Source organism: Lyngbya sp. PCC 8106 (assembly GCF_000169095.1).
In the GTDB taxonomy this organism is placed as follows: domain Bacteria; phylum Cyanobacteriota; class Cyanobacteriia; order Cyanobacteriales; family Microcoleaceae; genus Capilliphycus.
Genome location: NZ_AAVU01000043.1, coordinates 1 through 17,209, shown reverse-complemented (window position 1 = coordinate 17,209; position 17,209 = coordinate 1). Strand labels below are relative to the sequence as shown.

The 17,209-nt window shown below is 42.4% G+C and carries 16 protein-coding genes; 3 read left to right on the top strand and 13 right to left on the bottom strand.

Annotated elements, in window-relative coordinates:
* Nucleotides 1–95: 95 nt before the first annotated feature.
* Complete coding sequence (locus tag L8106_RS23145) at nucleotides 96–794, bottom strand: hypothetical protein (protein ID WP_009786907.1); 699 nt, start codon at nucleotides 792–794, stop codon at nucleotides 96–98.
* Between the two features lie 8 nt (nucleotides 795–802).
* The gene (gene mgtE / locus L8106_RS23140; protein ID WP_009786906.1) at nucleotides 803–2,167 is read right to left on the bottom strand and encodes a magnesium transporter; all 1,365 of its coding nucleotides are present in this window, start codon (nucleotides 2,165–2,167) and stop codon (nucleotides 803–805) included.
* 638 nt (nucleotides 2,168–2,805) lie between these two features.
* Here mgtE and L8106_RS23135 point away from each other — a divergent pair.
* Nucleotides 2,806–4,680, top strand: a complete 1,875-nt coding sequence (locus L8106_RS23135) for a GGDEF domain-containing phosphodiesterase (protein ID WP_009786905.1) — start codon at nucleotides 2,806–2,808, stop codon at nucleotides 4,678–4,680.
* A gap of 50 nt (nucleotides 4,681–4,730) precedes the next feature.
* On the opposite strand, the gene L8106_RS34595 is transcribed toward L8106_RS23135, so the two are convergent.
* The 3 genes from L8106_RS34595 to L8106_RS23125 form a co-directional block, all read right to left on the bottom strand.
* Entirely contained in the window at nucleotides 4,731–5,126 is a 396-nt protein-coding gene (locus L8106_RS34595; protein WP_009786797.1) for a zinc ribbon domain-containing protein, read from the bottom strand.
* 10 nt (nucleotides 5,127–5,136) lie between these two features.
* Nucleotides 5,137–5,967, bottom strand: coding sequence for an RNA-guided endonuclease TnpB family protein (locus L8106_RS23130; protein ID WP_009786904.1), 831 nt, complete (start codon nucleotides 5,965–5,967; stop codon nucleotides 5,137–5,139).
* 164 nt (nucleotides 5,968–6,131) lie between these two features.
* Nucleotides 6,132–7,556, bottom strand: a complete 1,425-nt coding sequence (locus L8106_RS23125; protein ID WP_009786903.1) for an NADP-dependent isocitrate dehydrogenase — start codon at nucleotides 7,554–7,556, stop codon at nucleotides 6,132–6,134.
* 433 nt (nucleotides 7,557–7,989) lie between these two features.
* On the opposite strand from L8106_RS23125, the gene L8106_RS23120 reads away from it, so the two are divergent.
* A complete protein-coding gene (locus L8106_RS23120) occupies nucleotides 7,990–8,718 on the top strand; it encodes a hypothetical protein (protein ID WP_156803795.1) in 729 nt (242 codons plus the stop codon).
* Between the two features lie 109 nt (nucleotides 8,719–8,827).
* On the opposite strand, the gene L8106_RS23115 is transcribed toward L8106_RS23120, so the two are convergent.
* From L8106_RS23115 to L8106_RS23100, 4 genes are all read right to left on the bottom strand, one after another.
* Complete coding sequence (locus tag L8106_RS23115) at nucleotides 8,828–10,672, bottom strand: alpha-amylase family glycosyl hydrolase (RefSeq protein ID WP_232228560.1); 1,845 nt, start codon at nucleotides 10,670–10,672, stop codon at nucleotides 8,828–8,830.
* Nucleotides 10,673–10,911: 239 nt separating this feature from the next.
* Nucleotides 10,912–11,970 (bottom strand): M23 family metallopeptidase, encoded by a 1,059-nt coding sequence (locus tag L8106_RS23110; RefSeq protein ID WP_009786900.1) that lies wholly within the window; start codon nucleotides 11,968–11,970, stop codon nucleotides 10,912–10,914.
* A 100-nt stretch (nucleotides 11,971–12,070) separates the two neighbouring features.
* Nucleotides 12,071–12,721, bottom strand: coding sequence for a hypothetical protein (locus L8106_RS23105; RefSeq protein WP_009786899.1), 651 nt, complete (start codon nucleotides 12,719–12,721; stop codon nucleotides 12,071–12,073).
* A gap of 383 nt (nucleotides 12,722–13,104) precedes the next feature.
* On the bottom strand, nucleotides 13,105–13,647 hold the full coding sequence (locus L8106_RS23100; protein ID WP_009786897.1) for a lecithin retinol acyltransferase family protein: 543 nt from the start codon (nucleotides 13,645–13,647) through the stop codon (nucleotides 13,105–13,107).
* Between the two features lie 329 nt (nucleotides 13,648–13,976).
* Here L8106_RS23100 and L8106_RS23095 point away from each other — a divergent pair, with 329 nt between their 5' ends.
* A complete protein-coding gene (locus tag L8106_RS23095) occupies nucleotides 13,977–14,219 on the top strand; it encodes a type II toxin-antitoxin system Phd/YefM family antitoxin (RefSeq protein WP_039897032.1) in 243 nt (80 codons plus the stop codon).
* A gap of 71 nt (nucleotides 14,220–14,290) precedes the next feature.
* On the opposite strand, the gene yidD is transcribed toward L8106_RS23095, so the two are convergent.
* The 4 genes from yidD to L8106_RS33180 all read right to left on the bottom strand — a co-directional run.
* Nucleotides 14,291–14,530: a membrane protein insertion efficiency factor YidD gene (yidD, locus tag L8106_RS23090; protein ID WP_009786895.1), complete on the bottom strand. Its 240-nt coding sequence runs from the start codon at nucleotides 14,528–14,530 to the stop codon at nucleotides 14,291–14,293.
* Complete coding sequence (locus L8106_RS23085) at nucleotides 14,527–15,744, bottom strand: M20 family metallopeptidase (protein ID WP_009786894.1); 1,218 nt, start codon at nucleotides 15,742–15,744, stop codon at nucleotides 14,527–14,529. The genes yidD and L8106_RS23085 overlap by 4 nt, the downstream gene beginning before the upstream one ends.
* Nucleotides 15,745–15,912: 168 nt before the next feature.
* A complete protein-coding gene (locus L8106_RS23080; protein WP_009786893.1) occupies nucleotides 15,913–16,191 on the bottom strand; it encodes a DUF5132 domain-containing protein in 279 nt (92 codons plus the stop codon).
* A gap of 48 nt (nucleotides 16,192–16,239) precedes the next feature.
* Nucleotides 16,240–17,209 (bottom strand): HMA2 domain-containing protein (locus L8106_RS33180; RefSeq protein ID WP_009786892.1); only part of this gene is annotated, 970 nt, incomplete at its 5' end.

Here is a 17,209-nt window from a genome sequence, read left to right as displayed (position 1 = left end):
ATACGGAGAACGACCGACAACGTTATCTTCAAACCCAAGCTGTGTAGGAGTTATAGATATCTTAACTCTATCTAATTTTTTGACTCTCCAGATAGTCAAGAATCGCGATCGCTAGGGTTCGGCTCTGGAGAAGCAGTCCGAGGAGCTGAATGTGGGTGTACTCGTTCTACCCTTGGGGGAATTTCGGCCATTTCCTGGGACAACTCATTTAACGCTGACTCAACGCGATCGCGAAGTTCTGTCAACTGCTGCTGTTGTAATCGACCCCATTGAGGCAATTGATTGATAAACTGTTGTAAATCAACAATCACGCTAGTGAGATGCTCAATTTGTTCTAATTCAGGTCGGCGTTGAAAGTTAACCACAACCATCTCAATCTCTTGTTGTACCTTTTGAACCGTTTGTTCTAGAAGCACTTGTCGTTCGAGCAGACTGGGAAATAGGGAATGATTAGTCTCAGTTTCAACACCCGGTTGAGTCATTTCGGGTGAATGATTGGGATGCCATTGCTCTAAAACCCAGGATGGGGAAGAAGACTGAAGCGTTTTTAACTGTTCAATCAATTCCGTTAATATTACCCGATCATGATCAAACAATTTTTTCAAGTGAGCGGTACTTTTGTGCTGCTGTTGGGCGAAATGATATCGATTAATTTGGTTAAATATTAAAGAAAAAGTCAAAGGAATGACAGCAATAATCAGGGAAAACCCCCCAATAGTCACCGCCACAATCCCAATAATAGCAAGGGCAAGAAAAGCCGACTCAACAATTGCTAGCCCACTGTGAATTTTCATAACCTTAGTTAGAGTTGCAAAATCAATCGAGCTAAATTGAAGTAAATCAAAACACCGAGAACATCAACTACCGTTGTAATAAACGGAGCCGACATTAACGCCGGATCTAACCCCAAAGTGCGAAATAAAAACGGCAAAGCTGAACCCGCCACCGATGCCAAAATCGAAATCGCTACTAAGCTAATCCCAACAGACAAAGCAATAGATACATTCCCCTCAACAATAAATACAGTTGCCCAAACGGTTGCTAAAACCCCTAAAATTGTCCCGAGTAAAGCACCTGCTAAACCTTCCCGCCAAATCACTTGTAATGGCCCCATCGCCCGAATTTCATCGGTATTCATCCCGCGAATCACAACGGTAGAAGACTGAGCGCCGACATTTCCCCCAGTTCCCGTTAATAACGGAATAAAGAACGACAACGCCACAACTTGTTGCAGGAGATCTTGCTGCATTTTGAGAATAGCGCCAGTAACACTATTAGTTAGTAACAAAATCAATAACCAAATCACCCGTCGGCGAGCCACCGTTAACAAACTCGCTTGGAAATAATTATCTCCCTCAGATTGCACCCCACTGAGCGCATAAATATCTTCAGTGGTTTCTTCTTGCAAGATATCTAGCACATCATCAACGGTGATAATCCCCACCAGTCGCTGTTCACTATCAACCACCGGAATCGCTAGAAAATCATAACGTTGGATAATGCGAACCACTTCTTCTTGATCCGTATCCGTCTGTACACAAACCAAATCCCGGTTGAGAATTTCACCAATAGTTTGATCAAGTTGAGCCGTCACTAAATCTCGCAAGGAAAGAATTCCGGTTAATTTTCGATCCGAGTCAGTCACATAAAGCGAATAAATCGTTTCGGTGACATTGGCTAAACTGCGAATTCGCTCCAAACTTTGACCAACCGTGTAATGCTCCTTCAAAGAGATATACTCTGGGGTCATAATTCGTCCGGCAGTTCCGGCTTCATACCCCAGTAACAACGCTGTGGTTTGACGTTCAGTGGGACTGAGTTGAGACACCAACCGACGAACAACGGCCGCAGGTAGCTCCTCAAACAGCCTGGCGCGATCATCGGGTGACATTTTATCAACAATGTCAATCACTTCCTGGCGTTTGAATTTTTCGCACAAAGACTGCTGAACACTAGAGTCAAGTTGTTCGTAGACTTCAATCGCCTCGTCTTTGGATAATAGACGAAAAGCAATCACCTGCATCGTTTCGGGTAAACCTTCAATGGCTTCAGCAATATCGGCCGGTTGTACGGGGACGAGAATCGTTTTAGCCGCTTGCAAATCTCCTCGTTCTAATAAAACTTGCAGTTGCGAGCGGACTAACTCCCGTAACTCTTTACGCGACATCGTTGTCAGAGTTGATTTATTCTCCTCAGTCAATGACAGCCCTCCTAATCACGAGTTCTGCGTCCAGTCTAGAAGCAAAGTGACATCTCTAATGTACACCTTCACAATTGACAGGTCGGTTCAGAACTTCAAATTGTCAGTTTAATCGTCTGATGCTGGATACAGCGGATCAAAAGTCTAGAAATGGTCAGAACCTTTAATGGCATTGTGCAATTCAACAGCGACTCATCGCCTGTGGTGCAATATTTAGCTACAGGATCTTCTGTAGTATCGCACAAACTTTCAATTGCCCAGAAGATTCTGTAGCTTCCTTGAGGAGAAATTGTGTTTTCCTGGGGTTGAGTTTGGGGTTCTCTTTTCCCCAAAGATCCGTCACAATTTCAACGAAACGGTAAGGATCTGGCAATCAAGGGGTACAACCCTTCGTTGCTGGAGATTGCCATTTGGGAATGCACATTAGTATTATTTGCTCAGAACGTTTAACATTGTTTCTATAATTTTGCCGAAATCAGTCAGCCCCGTCACTCAATCGAGTGAAGGTCTGTCATGTCATCGGTTTGGCTCGGCTTGCATCGGTTGAGCTGTGATCCCAACTCCTGATATCAAAAAAGAAGATTTAAAGTAGCGGAAAGTTCCTTATGGGTGTAAATAACTTTAATCAGTTTGCTGCTCGAATTGAAAAAGAGGAAATATGTTGCTGCTATCCCACAGAACCCAGACAACACAACCATTCGTTTTTTTATCCAGAAGACAATCTGGAAACACTTTCCCCAAACGGTAACGAACTTTCATCTCTGGCTTCAAAACACCTGTGTCAGCATCATGTCTTTGCCAAAGCCTTACAAATCACGACAGATGCAGTCATGATCACCACGAGTCATATTTATTCTCGTGAACCCGAAATTGTTTATATCAATGCAGCTTTTACAAAGCTTACCGGTTACTCCTCCCCAGAAATTATGGGTCAGACTCCTCAAATTCTCCAAGGCCCAAGAACAGATTATCATGTCCTCAAACGCCTCAAGCAAGCCTTAACCCGAGGACAAGTGTTTGAAGGAGAAGCGATCAATTATCGCCAAGATGGTAGCGAATTTCAGAACCACTGTTACATTGAACCGATTTTTAACAACCAGGGACAAATTATTTATTATTTATCGATTCACCGAGAAATTATCCCCCAAAACCCCGTTCAGACTCAATTTTCAACGAGAAACAATCTTGATCCGCTAACGGGTTTAGCAAATCGTAGTCTGCTTCTGCAAAGGCTACAACAATCGATTGATCAGGCTCAACAGCATCCCGATTATTTGTTTGCTGTTTTGTTGTTAGATTTAGACCGATTTAAGCTGATTAACGATAGTTTAGGTCATCAAGCCGGTGATCACCTTCTCACAACGATTGGTCAACGTCTAGAAAGCTGTATTCGTCCAACAGATATGGTTGCGCGACTCGGAGGCGATCAGTTTGTCATTTTGCTCGATCAGGTTCGAGATTTGCTCAAAGTTTCTCAGGTAGCCGAACGTATTCAACAATATCTCAACAAACCGCTAACTCTGAAAAATCAAGAGGTCTTTATCAGCGCTAGCCTGGGAATTGTCCTTAGTAGTCCCAGCTATGATCACCCGGAAGATATAATCCGAGATGCCGATACTGCTCTACAGCAGGCAAAAGCGGGCGGTAAGGCTTGTTATACGGTCTTTGACCAAACGATGCACCGTCATGCTCTTGAACGGCTTCAGCTTGAAAATGACTTAAGACGAGCGATTGATCATCACCAACTGCAAGTTCATTATCAACCGATTATCGCGATGGATACGGGGCGAATTACGGGGTTTGAAGCCTTGTTACGTTGGTACCATCCTGAACGGGGGATGATTCCGCCTAATTATTTTATTCCAATTGCCGAAGAAACAGGACTGATTCAAGTGATTGGTCAATGGGTTCTTAGAGAAGCCTGTCAGAGGGCTAAACTTTGGCAGTTGACGTTTCCTCAATCTCCGTCTTTATTTATGAGTGTTAATCTTTCTATTCACCAACTGACCTATCCCAATTTAGTAGAAATAGTTAGTGATATTTTAACGGAAACTGGCTGTGATCCGCGTTATTTGAAATTGGAAATTACCGAAAGTGCGATCGCTCAAAAAGCTGAGACTGTGATTCCCATTTTAGAACAACTGACTGCATTAGGAATTCAGTTGTGTATTGATGATTTTGGCACGGGTTATTCTTCCTTAAGTCGGTTATATTATTTTCCGATTACAACCTTGAAAGTAGATCGGTCTTTTGTCGCGGCGATTAGTCAATCGAATGGAACCGCAAAAATTGCTTCTGCGATTATAAACTTAGCTCATAGTTTAGGACTCGAAGTGATTGCAGAAGGCGTAGAAACAGAACAACAGTTGACAATATTGCGGAGTTGGGGCTGTCAACTGGCTCAAGGTTATCATTGGGCTAAACCTGAGAATAGTCAAGATACTGAAGCATTATTAGCTTCCTCTCCTTGTTGGCATTGACATCCTCCCTCTCTAAATCAGAGATTATAGAGAGGGATTCCCAAACATCGCTATTTGGATTTACTGCATCTTTGATTCTTAACTAGACCGTTACCAGTCCCCGTCAGACCATCTCCACAGTCAATTTCTTGAACCACGATCTGCCCGACCGCAGCAATACCTCGTTGACAAATGACTTTTGCTGCTGCAACATCACGATTACATTCGTAATTGCATTCAGGGCATTTGTGGATACGCTCTGACAAATCAAATTTGCCTGTATGCGTCCCACAATTTGGGCAAATTTGACTGGTATATCTGTGGTCAACTTTGCCAAAATAAACCCCTCGTTTCCAACAGACCCAAGTTAAAATATTGAAGAATTGACCGAATCCCGCGTCAAGAGTATGTTTACCCAACATCCCTTTCGCCCAAGTTCTAAAATCCAAGTCTTCAACAAATATCATTCCAGCTTGGTCACACAAATGATGGGCTAGTGAGAGCGTGAAAATCTTTTCGAGTGTCCGAGATTTTTTGATGAATTCTTGAAGACTTCTGATTAAGTTTATGTCGATTGACTGAACCTGGTTTTTTTGACTTGAATCTACGTTGCAGCAATTTCAGCTCGCCATGTAGTTGAGCCAAGAACTTTGGACGTTCAATCAATTCACCATCAGAAGTTGCCAAAAACTTATCGAGTCCAATATCAATCCCGAGCGGATACCCCGAAGCCGGAGTGTCTGGGATATTTACATTGCTCTGCAATGACAGCATCGCAAAATACCCACTTGCTCGTCTAACTACCCGCACCTGCTTGAGCTTAAATCCCTCGGTCATTGGGCGAGATAATCTCATCCGAACTAATCCAATCTGAGGTAGTTTTATCCAGTCATTAGAGATTGGATTTGTCTTGAACTGAGGGAAGACAAACGACCGCATTCGATATTTGTTTTTCAAGCGAGGAAAGCCGTAACCCTTTTCTTTCATGCTGTTAAATGCTCTTTCTAAAGTTTTCAAAACTTGTTGTAAAACTTGAGCATTCACTTTCTTGATTTCCGGGTTGGTTTTCTTCGCTTTTGTTAAGTTTGCAGCTTGTACGTTGTAGTTGGGGTAATGGGCATCTGCTGAGATGATGTATTCTTGTTGCAATGAACAATAATTAATCGCACACTTTCTACTGTTTATCCAGTCTTTTCGCTCTCTCAAGGCGTAATTCCACACCTTTCTACAGACCACCAACATATTCTCAATGATGGTAATCTGTTCTTGAGAGGGGATTAACTTAAATTCGTAGGTTAGTGTTAACATACTGGAATTTTACCACAATTCTATCCCGTTATGCTAACCCGTTAGACTTTTGTACAGGAGAACTTCAGTCGGGCTTCCCAAAACCGAGTCTTTTTTGTTGGTCGCAGTCCTCTTGCTCCATTACGATAGAGTCGGATGGGCATTGCCCACCCTACCCTTGATTCTTAATCCTGGAAATGTTTGATAATAGCTTCCGCAAATTCAGAACACTTCAACTCCGGGGCGGGAGGTTCCATTAACCGAGCTAAATCATAGGTGACTTCCTGGTTTGAAATAGCAGCACCTAATCCTTTTTTGATCAAGTCTGCTGCTTCTTGCCATCCCATATATTCTAACATCATCACCCCGGAAAGAATTAACGATCCAGGGTTAACTCGATCTAAACCTGCGTGTTTGGGAGCGGTGCCGTGAGTCGCTTCAAAAATCGCACATTGATCGCCAATATTTGCACCTGGCCCCATTCCTAAACCGCCTACCATTGCCGCAGCCGCATCGGATAAATAATCGCCGTTCAAGTTCATTGTCGCCAGGATAGAATATTCCGCAGGTCGAGTTTGAATCTGTTGGAAAATACTATCCGCAATTCGGTCATTGACCATGACTTTTTCTTTCCATTTGCCATTGCCATGGGTTTCCCAAATTGCCTCTAAAACTTGCGCGACTTCCTGCACAATTTCCTGGCGTTTTTCCGGCGTCAACCCATCATATCCGGGTTCAACTTTTCGAGCATTATCTTCGTTAGAAATATTAGGATTATCTTCTTTATTACCCAAAATCCAAGATTCTCGCTCGGTAATACAGTCGTTGCGAAACTCACTCGTTGCCAGTTCATAACCCCAGTCTCTAAATGCACCTTCGGTATATTTCATAATATTCCCTTTATGCACTAGAGTCACCATTTGTTTAGCTTTGGGCAACCTTAAAGCGTGTTGCATTGCCCGACGCACTAACCGTTGAGAACCGGTTTTACTAATTGGTTTTATGCCAATCCCCGAGTCGAGGCGAATTTCTTTTTTACCATGTTCGGGTGTCGCTGGAATTAAGTCACTATTGAGGATATGAATCAGTTTTTGAGCAATTTCACTGCCTTCTTTCCATTCAATTCCCAAGTAAATATCTTCTGTATTTTCCCGGTAGATAATCACATCTAATTTTTCCGGGGTTTTGTGAGGGGAGGGCGTACCCGCATAATATTTACAAGGACGAACACAGGCGTAAAGGTCGTTAATTTGACGGAGTGCGACGTTTAACGAACGAATTCCGCCACCAATGGGGGTTGTTAGAGGGCCTTTAATGGCAACTCCGTATTCTTGGATAGCGGTGAGGGTATCTTGGGGGAGATACTGGTAGGTACCATACTGTTCACACGCTTCATCTCCGGCGTACACCTTGAACCAACTGATTTTCCGTTGACCACCATAAGCGGCTTCGACTGCGGCATCTAACACTAGCTGACTCGCTGGCCACAGGTCAATACCCGTTCCATCTCCGCGAATAAAGGGGATAATCGGATTATCGGGGACAACGGGTTCACCACTGTTGAAGGTTACTTTTTCGCCTGTGGTTGGAGGGGTGATTTTTTCGTACATTGAGTTATCCTATCACATCAAATTTACCGGGCAAAACCGATCCTATAATTTTGATCCGGTTTCACCTTTTTCACGATTTTTGACGACGACTGCAACGAATAGGCAAGAAATCTACAATTTCTTTAGAATTGTTGAGCGCATCCAGTTAAAATCAAGACATATAATCGGATGGGTTTACCGAATCTTGTTATACAAAATTCACTAATTTTAAGATAATTTTCAATAAACTCCAGACGGGTTAATCAATCTTTCTAAAAAATTAATCGTCATGGATGAAAAAGCAAAGGGATGAATTGAAGGTGAATGAGAGTCAGATAGAAAATGCTTACTGTACAGATTAGTGAAATTTTTTCAAACTGTACTGAATTATTGGTTAGGTGTTTGTAAAGGAAAGGGAGACTTATTATAGATGTCTTTACCAGGGAAGCAAACCATGAAAAATATTAAATTCAAAGTGCTAAGTTTATTATCCGTAGCCGCTGGCTTTTTATTAATGTCTAGTCCGGCGTTAGCTTCGACTTACAAAACCACCAACAAAACAACAACTCTAGTGGTGAAACCGGATGCTAGCCGCCCATTTGTCGGCCATTATTCCACGAGGGTTAAGAGTCGTAGAATTGTCGGAGATATCCGCATTATCACAGGGGAAGGCGTTCCCGGTTCTTACATTTATCAAGGTACATTTTCTGATCGCGGTTTAGATGGCAAAGGAGAATGTATTGGTGATATTACCATCCTTCGTCGTCAGATTGACCGTTCTGGGAAAATGGGTGCAAAAGTCACCTGGAAAGTTAAGGGTGGGCCGACTTGTACTTCTGTGGGTAAAACCTATGTGTTAGACTTAGTTGAAGCTCTACCTTCTCCCGATAAAAAAGGAGATTTTAACTGGAATAATTCCGGGACTTGGCTTTCTCAACCCTTGCGGTATTCTACATGGCCGAAATGGAAAGTTACATCGAGTGATGGTGAACTCAATTGTCGAGATAAACCTAATGGTAAAATTAAACGGGTTTATCAGATGAATGTTGATCAAATTGAAGTCAACAAAGACCGGGCTAATGTTTTTGAGTTAAGCCCTGGAAAGAGTCCTTGGTTGTTAACAAATCAAGGTTGTTATGTGCGGGCGAATAAGCAGTTTATTCAACCCATTTCCATGCCTTAATCGGATTAAATTGGATTAAAAAAAGCTCCCCCTCGTCTAGAAAGTGAGGGGGTTCATCTTTTACAAAGCTAATAAAATAACTTGACTTCTAATCCTGAAAACTGAGAGATTAATCATTAACATCTTCAGGATCTTGAGATAAGATTAACGCACTGTAGGGACCGATGGCAATATTTCCGTTATACTCTAATCCATCTTTTTCACCTTCTTCAGCAATCATATCATGCCCCCCAAAATTACCAAAGTCAGAACTATAATCTTGTGAGTCACTATTAAAGCGTACTCGCCAGCCACCCGCTTTCGGAAACCCTAAATTGTAGCTATCATAGCTGCGGTCAGCCATATTGACCACAATCACGACATCATCTTTGATACCGCCTGTTTGCCAACGATGAAAGGCAAGAAGTTTATCGGTGTTGTTAACATGATGAACATTGACATTTTGACCTTGTAAGCCACAGGTATAACCCTCTACATTTCGCCGTAAACTAATTAAATCACGGTAAAGAGTAAAAATTCCCGCAAAGGTTTCTCTGCCCTTCATATCTAACGGATCAGTGTCTTTAAACCCGTTACATTCCAGTAATTCTTGACCCTGAAAAATCATCGGAATACCGGGAGAGGTTAGAACTAAAACTGCACCTAACGTTGAACGTTTACGAGCAGACCAACTGTCAGCATTTCCTGGCCAAATTTCTTCGGGAAGTCGAGGCTCATCGTGAGCTTCCAGAAAAATCACCCGCTCAAAGACATCAAAATTATACTGATGATCAATAGCATCTCGAATCGCATTCAAATCACGAGAATGATCATCAGAAGCTTTAATTGCACTCCGAACTGGATAAATAAATTGTGGGTCCCATTGAGCATCAAATCCGGCTCCACCTGTACCTGTCTCCTTCGTAATCCATTCGTGATTTCTGAGGTCTTCTGCAATATTAATCTTCTTCGGAAAACGACTCTTAACTTCCTCATTAATCCACTGCATCAAACTCCAACCTTCGGGAATTTCTGTTCCATCCTCCTCCATAGAGCGAATATTTAGAGTTGAATCCCAACGCAGTCCATCAATGTGATATTCTGTCAACCACATTAAGACATTATCACGCAAGAATTGACGCACTTCAGGACGACCATAATCAGGACGAGTATCTCCCCACGCTGTTTTCGCTCGCCAGTCATTATAGAAGTATATTCCGCCGCCTTCATTTTCACTCCAACCATCAAATTGCCATAAATCTAAATCACTGGGGCCAAAGTGATTATAAACCACATCTAAAATCACCGTCATGCCATTTTGATGAGCGGCGTTGACAAATTCTTTAAAGGCTTGAATCCCACCATAAGCACTTTCAACGGCAAAAATATCGGAAGGATTATAACCCCAGGAATAATCGGTTGCAAATTCGGCACTGGGCATCACTTCAATGGCATTAATACCCAGTTCTTGTAAATAGGGTAATGCCCGAGTTGCACTACTAAATGTTCCAGGTCTATCACCCGATTTCTCAGCGAAAGTACCGATGTGCATTTCATAGATGACTAACTCATTCCAATTCGGAGGGGAAAAATCATCATCTGCCCAGGAAAAATCAGGAGAAACAACAACTGAATTTCCATTGGAATTTGTAACTTCTCTAGAGTAGGGGTCTTTGCGTTTATAAGTTTCGTCTGTGTCTTTATTAACGATAATGTAGCGATATTCGTCACCCACTTTGACTTCTTTAAAATCCCCATACCAATACCCATTTTCTTCACTGTCTAAGGGATCGGCTGTCTCTGACCAGTTGTTAAAACTACCCATAACATAAACCTTTGAGGCGTTGGGCGCCCAGACCCGAAATGCGACCCCTTGGGAATGAACAATAGCACCCATTCCTGAATAAATCTGAGCCTTTCTAGGAGAATCTAGTAACATAGCTTTTAAGCCTTTAAAAAAACGGTTAATATTCATCTCTGTCAGCTAGAAGACGTTTAAAGTTCTAGCTGTAATATAAGAAATATGCTTCAAACTGCCAAGTTAAGTTCCCCAGTGCCAAGGGGATTCGGGTAATGGTCTGCTTCAGATAATTTAAGACCATAATTTGTTTAGGATCAAGTCAGTTCGTTAATTTCCTTATAAAAGTTAATACTAGAAGATACACAAAGGATTTGTTAACTCACCCTAAGATAGATTTTGTTCCAAAAAACAGATTATTGTAATTGAACGTCTCTGTTGACATCAATGAGGATTTTTCCATCCCGAATTAAGCGATATTTTCCATGCCAAGTTCCAGGAATCAAAGGCTGTTGAGGATTGTTTCTCTTGCCAATATAACCGAGCCAAGTCCGACTAGGAGAGTCAAGCTGTTCTTGGTGTTCAACCACAGTTCGACCTCGCGGATCATCAAGCTGATATTCGACGCGATCGCCGGAGAGTGTACCATAAGCTTGTATCCAAAATAAAATAGCCGGATCGTCAGTATAAAATAGAGTTTCGGTAAATTCTCCATCCCAAAGTTGATCTAAGTTCGGGGTTTCTGTTGCAAACCCAGCCCGAATTAACCCGGTTGGGGTGTAGGGAAGGGGTCGATCCCAAAGGGAATTTTGTCTGACATTACAACCGGATGACGCATTTGGCCCCACAAATGGATCAACCACTTGACCTTGATACCGGACACTCAGATGAACATGGGGAAATGAAGCCAAACCGGAAGCCCCGACCAGTCCCAAAACATTTCCCGTGTCTACGATATCTCCGGGCTGCACTTCAATACTCCCCTGGCGGAGATGACAATATTGAGTTTCCCAGCCGACACCATTGGAAATGATACTGTGATCAATGACAACGCCGTTCCCACATTCACTTCCTTCGACAGCATTTCGGTCAAATTCATCTTGAACCCGACGATCTTCGACTCCATCTCGCACACGCAAAACTTTTCCGGGGGCAGAGGCTAAAACGGGTACACCGTAGGCCATTATTCCTGCATCTGATATGGCAAAATCAGTTCCTTTATGACCATTATAGGTTTGTCGTCCGCACCCAAAATCAACGGCCGCGGTCGAGGGATCGCGATCAGGATACAGTAAGATAAAACAATCTTCACCAATGTTACAAAGAATTGGGGGAGAAAAGCGAGGACTCGGTATGGTTTGGGCGATCCAGGTTTCGACTGTTAAACCCAGTTGGGGATTGAGAACGTTAATAATAACTGTTAAGCTTAGAATTAGACTAAATAAAGTGAGATATTTTTTAAACCGTAAAATCATAGGAATTTTATTAGATATTTTATTAGATATGTTGTTCAATATTTCTAGGGGCGCGAATGCTGCGCCCTCAACTTGTTTCTAAGTGTCTACTGATTTGAGATTAACGAAAAACGAGATCTGATTGTAATCTTAAATCAAGGTCTTCTTCTGGACGAATCACCAGAACTTCGACTTTCTCCCGTCCTAAGAATACACCCGCGATCGCACCGAGTCCGGCCCCCCCTAAGACTTCTTCAGTGGCGATGGCTTGATCTCCGACAATTCCTGCAATAGCAGTAGCCGCCGCTGCCCCAATTGCAGCCCCTTTGAGGATATCACCCGCAGATGCCCCTTTACGAATAGTTTCGGTGCGAGTCACGACTTGAGAGTTGGCGTTGAGGCGATAGCGTGTACCATTTGCAAGGATGACTTCATCGGCAATAAATTGGGAACCGCCAGAGGCTGGGCGCAATTCTCCGTTAATTTCTGACCCCTGGGGAAGCCAAACTTGTCCGTAGGTAGTCCGAACCTCTTTTGAGACTTTGAAGCTTACAGGGACGGTTTCCTCGGGGGTAAGGACTATTTTCTCGGCGGTTTCGTATTCAATCGGAATCAGGGTGCCGGCGGTAATCCCATCACGTCGGAGAGAACCGGGGAAACGTTGGGCGACGGCGGGGTTTGGGCTGAAAATGATCGGTGTTGCCACACTAACGGTTAACCCCAATGCAATTAATAGAGATGTTCCGGAACGGCCAAGTTTAGAGGTGAACATGATCGGAGCGTCCTTCATGCGAGTCGATTTGTTTAATTCTCAAGACGTAGAGTTGTTCAAATTGGTTCACTTTTCCAGGTGTTAGCATAACATTCTCGGTTGTTAACACCTGATTTTTCTGTGGGAAATCCTGTAGGAGATGGCTTCAAAACAGTTATCAGTGATCAGTCACCCGTTTTTTCTGTTTTCAGAGAACAGGGAAAATTCATAATTCATAATTCATAATTTAATTCATCTTAATTTCATTCCTAACCCCTCTACTATAAGTAGAAATATTAGCTAGGTCATAAAAATCCCTTATACTCATGGTAAGTAGTAGTATAGGGGATTATTTATTAACTATTTCGTTGTTTTACCTCAAGTTTGAATTGAAGCTACTCATCCTATGATTTTGAGTCGGAATTGTCTATCCATTTAGCTACTTTGTAAACTGCTAGACCTGTAGCAGCAGCACCACCTAAAACTGCTGCAAGTGGAAAAGCTGCGACTGTAGTGGTAAATCCGACAAGCCCTAAAATACCACCAGCAGCTACTTGTGTAGTTGCAGTCCCTAAAGCAGCAACTACAACACCGGCACCCGCAACACCTGCACCTGCGTTAATAACTTGCCAACTATCAGGTTCACCTGTTGTACAGTCGTATGCAAAGTGTTCACAATTGTTAAACAAAACATCATATCCCTCGGTATGATATTTTTTCAATCTTCTTTCTGCCCTGTTAACGATTTCATCAGGAGAATATTTTTTCTGATAAATCTTGGTTCTAATTTGCTTTCCTTTAGCGAACGTACTTTTAGAGACTCTAATTATTTTATTCATACCTCCCTTAATAGAGCCTGAATAGTGAATAACTGTACCATCACCACAGTCTATTCCATGATGGTCAAACAAGCCCTTATCAACATAAATATGGTCGCCTTTAGCCATAGCTGTCACCTGAAATAATGTTGCTTATCGCTGATTATATTGGGGTTTGGCTGTTGATGATTGTGACCATTATCATATCTAATTGTGATATTTATTGTTGACATTTTGTCAAAGCTTACAAGCCATAAACTCAAAAATTTATTCGGTGTTTTTACGGATTAAACTACTTTTAGTTATAACATCAGATTGATACTTGATAGTGAATTTGGTTGTTACGGTAACACTTATAACTAAACTAAATTTGGTCTAATTTCAATCAGACTCTATCCTTTTAAACTTACAAGTCAGTAAATATTGATATAATCAATCAAGTGATTTGTGAAATGGTGATGACTACACTTCAGATTGAAAACCTATCCCACGACTTCAAAATGAGCCTTTCTGAGTTATTGTCCCGTGTAGAACTTGGAGAAGAGATCATTATTTCAAATCAAGGTGTTGCGATCGCCAAGTTAGTTCCGCTTCGTCCCACATCCAATCGACGAGCAAGTTTGGGGCGAGATCGAGGCAAATTTATTGTACCAGAAGACTTTAATCAGCCTTTACCCGAAGATATTTTGGCATCATTTTAAAATGAAACGTAGGGACGCTCTTGAAGGCGCCCAAAACTGAATTAACCCCAACTTCCACTCAAATGTAACGGCTACTTCTTACGTTTTGGGGAATGTTTATGAGGAACGGGGTCATATCCGCCCGGATGAAAGGGATGACAACGGAGTATTCTTTTAATTGCCAACCATCCCCCTTGAAGAACTCCAAACCGTTCAACCGCTTCTATTGCGTAGGTTGAACAGGTGGGTTGATATCGACAACTGGGGGGTAATAAGGGAGAGATCAACATTTTATATCCCTTAATTAATGTTACCACAATTTTCTTGATCATTGCTCAGAACTAAACTTTTCGACACAACGAACAAACATTTCTACGCCCATTCCCAACGCTGTTTCATCGAAATCAAACCGAGGATGATGATGGGGATAGGCTAAATCTTTTTCCGCATTGGCTGAACCCAAAAAGAAATAACAACCGGGAACTTCTTGCAGGAAGTAAGACATATCTTCGCCACCCATTGTTTGACATTCTGGCACAATTCCGACGGGGGTTTCTATCACCGTTTCCGCGACACTTCTGACCAACTCTGCTATGCGACTATCGTTAATAACTGGGGGATAAAACGAGTAATAGTTCAAATCATAACTCGCCCCTTGACCCTGACAAATTCCAGCGATAATATCTTCGGTACGTTTGCCAAAAAAGCCTGCATAACCGGGGTTAAAATATCGCACTGTTCCGGTCATTTTGGCTGAGTCTGCAATCACGTTATTGGCGTGTCCGGCATGAAGCGAACCGACTGTTACTACCGCAGATTCTAACGGGTCAACATTACGAGCGACAATGGTTTGTAGAGCATTAACAATTTGGGCTGCAACCACAATAGAATCAACGGTTTGATTGGGCATCGCACCGTGTCCGCCTTTGCCTTGAATGGTGCATTCAAACAACTCTACGGCCGCCATTAATGCCCCACTTCTCACCCCAACTGTTCCTAACTTTAAATTATTCCATAAATGTAGCCCGATTATCGCATCAACATCAGGATTTTTTAACACTCCTGCTTCAATCATGGGTTGAGCGCCGCCCGGGCCTTCTTCTGCGGGTTGAAAGATGATTTTAACTGTTCCTTGAAAATCTTGACGATGATTGGCTAAATAATAAGCAGTTCCTAATGCAATGGCGGTGTGTCCGTCATGTCCGCAAGCGTGCATTATCCCGTCATGTTGGGACTTGTAAGAGACTTGATTTTCTTCTTGAATGGGTAAGGCATCTATATCCGCCCGAATGCCTAAAACTGGCCCAGGCTGATGACCTTCTATGGTGGCGACAATTCCGGTTTTGGCAATTTGGGTTTGATGTTTGATTCCCCAAGCTTTTAATTTCTCTGAAATAAATTCTGCGGTTAACTGTTCTTTAAACCCCAATTCAGGACGTTGATGAAGTCGGCGACGCCATTCGACTAATTGGGGTTGTAAATTACGAATTTCTAGTCGCAGTTGAGAGAGGTTATCGGTGTTGAGGGCAGGAACAGTTGAAACCATAGAGTTTTAGGGATTAGGAATTTTCTAATTACATGATCTCTTATTATAACTGTTCTCACACCCCAAATAAAAGCCGGGGGGTTGTATTGTTGTCAAATTGTTGAATCTTTCCCCCAACTCCCTCTGCGGAAATGAAAGGGGGAATTCATACAATCACTAATGAGTAAATTAGTTGGCAGAAGCTTGAATATCGACGGTTTGTTTACCGGGATTTTCTGCGGCTAATTCGGCTTCGGCTTCGGCGACTGTATCTTCCCAAAGTTCTCCGACTTCGGCGAGCGCTTTTTGTCCGTTATGATAAAGTTTAACGCCGCTTTTAATACTGGCTTTGGCGACAGTTTTGGCAACGGGAACCAGTAAGGGAACTAAGATTAATGCACCGACTCCAACCGCTGCGGTTGTCACTGATGTTTGTTTGAAGGTTCTCAATAAATGAAGGTGTGCCATGATAAATTTCCTCGCTTTATTCAAAGGGTGAAAAGGTTTTGCGTTGAACTAGCCGACCGTCTGAGGTGCGGGACGACCTGCCATAAAGTTTAAAAACATTGACAGCATGGAAGACTTAAATTCTGAAAATTTTCCTTTTTTCTCCGGAATGTTTGGGGTTGAATTGACGGCGGTTTCTGAAACGGTTTTTACTTTTTGATTAGCCGCATTTTTAACATGATTTTCAACCCTGGCTTCCGGTTGGGGTTCTTCAATGGATGGGGCGACTTGTATTTCGGAAGTCGTTGCGGGAGTGGTTAATATTTCAGAAAGATTGGGTTGGCTTTCTGCAACTTTCTCAAATAAACGGTTTAACTCACTTTCCAGTTTGACAACACTATTAAATTGATGAATGATTGTCACCGAAGCGGTTGTGGGATTAATATTAATTTTTTGAATTCCCGAATTTTGTTCGGCGAATCTTTCTAGGCGTTTGGCGTAACGGGAATCTTCTCTGACTTGCGGAACTCTCAGCCGAATTCGTCCGGGTGTTGAATGAATGACGCTGATTTCTAAGTTTTTGTCTTGAAGATTGCTAGAATTTTTGGGATTCAAATTGGCGGTTAATAATGCAGCATTTTTGAGTTGGGGTTTGACGCCGTTGATGACTTTTGCTGTGGCTTGACTGGTTGCGTAGGAAACTGGAAGCGATACCCAACCGCTAAGTCCTAAATGTCGGTTTAATAGCATCGCTGCAATCATCCTAATTAAGGTTTCAATCACTTCTGTTGAGGGTTCGGATGTTGAGGTCAATTTAACCGCTTCATCGGGAGAAAGGTGCTGACTTTCTGATTGATTTTTGAATTGATTTTCTAATGCACAGTGAGAAACGGTTAACTGTGCTAAAAGTTGAGATAGCGAGAGTTTTCGCGTGTCAAATTTTAACACCAAACTCTCGGTGTTGGGATGTAAAATAACGCTGTAGACTCCTTCTATTTGTCGCAGGTTTTGGGCGACTGTTTCTTTGTGACTCCTCGCT

What these genes read in the sequence shown, in the direction of transcription:
- L8106_RS23085 (WP_009786894.1), bottom strand. Translation starts at nt 15,744, where the DNA reads ATGGTTTCAACTGTTCCTGCCCTCAACACCGATAACCTCTCTCAACTG.
- L8106_RS23105 (WP_009786899.1), bottom strand. Translation starts at nt 12,721, where the DNA reads ATGTTCACCTCTAAACTTGGCCGTTCCGGAACATCTCTATTAATTGCA.
- L8106_RS23120 (WP_156803795.1), top strand. Translation starts at nt 7,990, where the DNA reads ATGAAAAATATTAAATTCAAAGTGCTAAGTTTATTATCCGTAGCCGCT.
- L8106_RS23110 (WP_009786900.1), bottom strand. Translation starts at nt 11,970, where the DNA reads ATGATTTTACGGTTTAAAAAATATCTCACTTTATTTAGTCTAATTCTA.
- L8106_RS23145 (WP_009786907.1), bottom strand. Translation starts at nt 794, where the DNA reads ATGAAAATTCACAGTGGGCTAGCAATTGTTGAGTCGGCTTTTCTTGCC.
- L8106_RS23125 (WP_009786903.1), bottom strand. Translation starts at nt 7,556, where the DNA reads ATGTACGAAAAAATCACCCCTCCAACCACAGGCGAAAAAGTAACCTTC.
- L8106_RS34595 (WP_009786797.1), bottom strand. Translation starts at nt 5,126, where the DNA reads ATGATATTTGTTGAAGACTTGGATTTTAGAACTTGGGCGAAAGGGATG.
- L8106_RS23080 (WP_009786893.1), bottom strand. Translation starts at nt 16,191, where the DNA reads ATGGCACACCTTCATTTATTGAGAACCTTCAAACAAACATCAGTGACA.
- L8106_RS23130 (WP_009786904.1), bottom strand. Translation starts at nt 5,967, where the DNA reads ATGTTAACACTAACCTACGAATTTAAGTTAATCCCCTCTCAAGAACAG.
- L8106_RS23095 (WP_039897032.1), top strand. Translation starts at nt 13,977, where the DNA reads ATGACTACACTTCAGATTGAAAACCTATCCCACGACTTCAAAATGAGC.
- L8106_RS23100 (WP_009786897.1), bottom strand. Translation starts at nt 13,647, where the DNA reads ATGGCTAAAGGCGACCATATTTATGTTGATAAGGGCTTGTTTGACCAT.
- L8106_RS23135 (WP_009786905.1), top strand. Translation starts at nt 2,806, where the DNA reads ATGGGTGTAAATAACTTTAATCAGTTTGCTGCTCGAATTGAAAAAGAG.
- L8106_RS23115 (WP_232228560.1), bottom strand. Translation starts at nt 10,672, where the DNA reads ATGAATATTAACCGTTTTTTTAAAGGCTTAAAAGCTATGTTACTAGAT.
- mgtE (WP_009786906.1), bottom strand. Translation starts at nt 2,167, where the DNA reads ATGTCGCGTAAAGAGTTACGGGAGTTAGTCCGCTCGCAACTGCAAGTT.
- yidD (WP_009786895.1), bottom strand. Translation starts at nt 14,530, where the DNA reads ATGATCAAGAAAATTGTGGTAACATTAATTAAGGGATATAAAATGTTG.